Below are 3,799 nucleotides of genomic sequence, written 5' to 3'. Positions count from 1 at the left end.
TTCCACGTCGCGCTGCAGGGCGTAATGCTGCAAGCCGTCGTCCGTCACCAGCACGTCGACGTCGGGATGCGCGGCCAGCAGCGCCCTGCCCGCTTGCGCGCGGTCGCGCCCCACCATCACGGGGCAGCCGCCGCGCTGGAAGATCAGCAGCGGCTCGTCGCCCACCTGCTGCGGCGTGGAGCTGGCGCTGACGGCGCGCGGCGCGCGGTCGGCGCTGCCGTGGCCGCGCGAAATCACGCCCGGGCGCATGCCGGCGTCGCGCAAGGCTTGCACCAGCCAGATCGTCAGCGGCGTCTTGCCGGTGCCGCCAATAAAGATATTGCCGACGACGACGACGGGCACGGGCAGGCGCTGGGATTTCAGCAGATTGGCGCGGTACAGGCCGCGCCGCACGGCGCTCAAGCCGCCGAACAGCAGGGAAACGGGCCACAGCGCGCACGCCAGCGGCCCGCGCGACAGCCAGGCGCGGGTAAGAGTGGTTTCAAGCTTGGCGGGGGAGGATGTGGGCATGGGGTATTCATGAAAGGGGAGCGCAAAGGAAGGCTGGGGTCAGACCCGGCGGGTCTGACCCCGTGCTGCGGACGCTACTTGCTGCCACCCGCCTGCGCCGCGAACGTCAGCTTTTCATAGCCGGCCACGCGGGCCGCTTCCATGACGTGGATGACCATCTGGTGCATGGCGAACTGGTCGGCGTTGACCACCACTACCGGCGTCTGCGCGGGCGCCTTGCCGCCGTTGGCCGCTTTCGCCGCCGCCTGCAGTGCATCGGCCAGGCCGGCCACGTCGCGGAACGACACCGGCTCGCGGTTCACCGTGTAATTGCCCTTGGCGTCGATGGTGACGTCGATCTGCTGCGGCTTGTCCTTGGCCTGCTCGGCGTCGGCCGTCGGCAAGGTGATCTGCAGTTCCGTAAACTTGCTGTAAGTGGTGCTGACCATCAGGAAGATCAGGATCACCAGCAGCACGTCGATGAACGGGATCAGGTTGATTTCGGGGTCTTCACGACCCTTGCCTTTGCGGAAATTCATTTGCGGCCACTGTGGACGATGTCGACGAACTTGACCGCTTGCTGCTCCATGTCAATGACGAAGCTGTCGACGAGGGCGCGGAAGTGGCGGTAGAAAACCAGGGTCGGCATGGCGATGGCCAGGCCGAAGCCCGTGTTGTACAGGGCCACGGAAATGCCATGCGCCAATTGGGCGGGATTGGAGCCGCTGGCGTTTTGCGAACCGAAGATCTCGATCATGCCCACCACCGTGCCAAACAGGCCCATCAATGGAGCCAGGGTGGCGATGGTGCCAAGGGTGGTCAGGTAGCGCTCCAGCACGTGGGCTACGCCGCTGCCCGCCTCTTCGATCGATTCCTTCATCACCTCGCGCGGCGCGTCGACATTGCGCAGCGCGGCGGCCAGCACCACGCCCAGCGGCGAATTGTCTTCCAGCTTGGCCACCGTGTCCGGCGTGATCTTGCCGTTGCGATACACCTGCACCACCTCATCGAACAGTTTGCGCGGCAGGATCTTGGCGCGGCGCAAATACAGCAGGCGCTCGATGATCAGGGCCAGGGCCACGATGGAAGCGATCAGTAACAGCCAGATGGGCCAGCCAGCGGCCTGGAAAATAGCGAGCAAAAGAAACTCCTGGTAAAGGGAAGGCGGTGGTCCGCCCGGACAAGCCGTATTGTACCGAGCGCCGGCAAGCGATTGCGCATCGGCGGCGGAATGGCGCAATGTAGCGCGTTGCCACGCCGGCGGCAAGTGGCGCCTGCGTGGCCAATGCGCCGCGCGCTTGTCCACATGGTGCAGCGGCAGTGGCTGGCAAGCGGCGGGTTTTGCACATTTTATGTGGATAAGATTGTGAGCAAGCATGAAGTCCAACATGCAAGTCATTGATTTACATGAAGAATACGGGACTGCGCAAAATACAGGCATAGCAGCTAATCGCAGGTAGTCAATGATAGAAAATCAACAAAATAAAAGTTCTGCACATTTACTGTGGACAAGATTGTGCGCAAGGTGGCGAAAAACAGTCAAGCCATTGATTTATAAGGATAATAGTTCGCTGAGCAAAAAAGTAGCAATGTGCCGCGCAGCATGGCCAAACGGGTGCGCAAAGTTCTGCACACAATCTGTGGACAAGATTGTGCGCAAGCGCAAAGGTAAGCGCTAAGTACATTGATTTATATCGTTTTTATCGCTCCGCACAAAAATGTGGCAGACGCGACAAAACGGCATTTTTCAGGCCCGATTGGCCGCGTAAACCGCGCTTTTCCCCCATGCCGGCAGTTCCGCACATAAAGTGTGGATAAGATTGTGAGCAAGCGGATTGACTCCGTGCAAGACCCTTGATTTTAAAGGCCTTTTTTTTGATGCTGAAAAATGAGGCAGCCGCATGGCATCGCGCGTCGGTGGAAAACCCGGGAAATTGGCGAAACGATTTATGCGGTTTTACACACATTCTGTGGATAAGATTGTGAGCAAGGCGCCCGATCCTACGCTATGCCATTGATTTATATGGGAATTTTTTCACTGCGCAAAAACAAGGCAGGCCGCTCAATGGACATGGCGGTGGATAAATGCGCGGGCAGAGCGGAGTTCTGCACATTTTTTGTGGATAAGATTGTGCGCAAGGCCAGCCATGCGATACTAAGCCCTTGATTTCACTTGGGTTTATTTCCATGCGTAAAAATGTAGCACGGCATTTTTTGGCCACCACGGCGGGGAAATCCAGCGGCCTTGTGCAGGACAAAAAGTTCCGCACACTTTCTGTGGATAACTTTGTGCGTAAGTGGCGCCGCCGTCACTGATGTGCTTGATATTAAAGGACTTTTTCCTCGTGCATGCAAATCAGGCACAGAGAAATTCATCATGAAATCAAATACTTAGAAATAGAACTTGTTGTTTTGCACGATATATGACATAAGCATGACCTCGCCGATAATATGTGGACAGTTCCCTCCCCCATAGCACCAGATGATGACCGATACTCCAACTGACAGCGGCTTTGCCGCCCCGCCCGTGCTGACCGTCAGCGCCCTGAACCAGGCCGTCGCGCGGCTGCTCGAACGCTCGTTCCCCCTGACCTGGATCGCCGGCGAGATTTCCAACTTCACGCGCGCCGCTTCCGGCCACTGGTATTTCACCTTGAAGGACGATGGCGCCCAGGTGCGCGCCGTGATGTTCCGCGGCCGCGCCCAGTATGCGGGCTTCACGCCGCGCGAAGGCGACAAGGTGGAAGTGCGCGCCCTCGTCACGCTGTACGGCGCGCGCGGCGATTACCAGATCAATGTGGAAGCCATCCGCCGCGCCGGCGTGGGCGCACTGTATGAAGCGTTCCAGCGCCTGAAGGAAAAGCTGGCCGCGCAGGGCCTGTTCGACCAGGAGCGCAAGCGCGCCATCCCCATGTTCGCGCGCAGCATCGGCATCGTCACCAGCCCGCAGGCGGCCGCCCTGCGCGACGTGCTGACCGCCTTGCAGCGCCGCGCGCCGCACGTGGCCATCATCCTGTATCCGACACCCGTGCAGGGCCAGCAGGCGCCGGAGAAGATCGCCCACGCCATCCGCACGGCATCAGCAAGGGCCGAGTGCGACGTGCTGCTGGTGTGCCGTGGCGGCGGCAGCATCGAGGACCTGTGGTCATTCAACGATGAAGCCGTCGCGCATGCGATCGCCGACTGTTCCATGCCGGTGATCAGCGGCGTGGGCCACGAGACGGATTTCACCATCGCCGACTTCGCGGCCGACTTGCGCGCAGCCACGCCGACGGCGGCGGCCGAACTGGCGGCCACGCCGCGCGCCGAC

The 3,799-nt window shown here is 60.5% G+C and carries 4 protein-coding genes; 1 reads left to right on the top strand and 3 read right to left on the bottom strand.

The window, feature by feature from the left end:
* The 3 genes from lpxK to JaAD80_RS26330 form a co-directional block, all read right to left on the bottom strand.
* On the bottom strand, positions 1–510 hold a 510-nt coding region (gene lpxK / locus JaAD80_RS26340), incomplete at its 3' end, for a tetraacyldisaccharide 4'-kinase (RefSeq protein ID WP_102298975.1).
* Between the two features lie 74 nt (positions 511–584).
* The gene (locus JaAD80_RS26335) at positions 585–1,028 is read right to left on the bottom strand and encodes a biopolymer transporter ExbD (protein ID WP_102298973.1); all 444 of its coding nucleotides are present in this window, start codon (positions 1,026–1,028) and stop codon (positions 585–587) included.
* Positions 1,025–1,630, bottom strand: a complete 606-nt coding sequence (locus tag JaAD80_RS26330) for a MotA/TolQ/ExbB proton channel family protein (protein WP_092798442.1) — start codon at positions 1,628–1,630, stop codon at positions 1,025–1,027. The genes JaAD80_RS26335 and JaAD80_RS26330 overlap by 4 nt, the downstream gene beginning before the upstream one ends.
* 1,341 nt (positions 1,631–2,971) lie before the next feature.
* On the opposite strand from JaAD80_RS26330, the gene xseA reads away from it, so the two are divergent.
* On the top strand, positions 2,972–3,799 hold an 828-nt coding region (gene xseA, locus JaAD80_RS26325), incomplete at its 3' end, for an exodeoxyribonuclease VII large subunit (RefSeq protein WP_102298976.1).

Origin of the sequence: Janthinobacterium sp. AD80 (genome assembly GCF_002878455.1) — a bacterium.
GTDB lineage: Bacteria > Pseudomonadota > Gammaproteobacteria > Burkholderiales > Burkholderiaceae_D > Janthinobacterium.
This window is presented reverse-complemented; position numbering and strand designations above follow the sequence as displayed.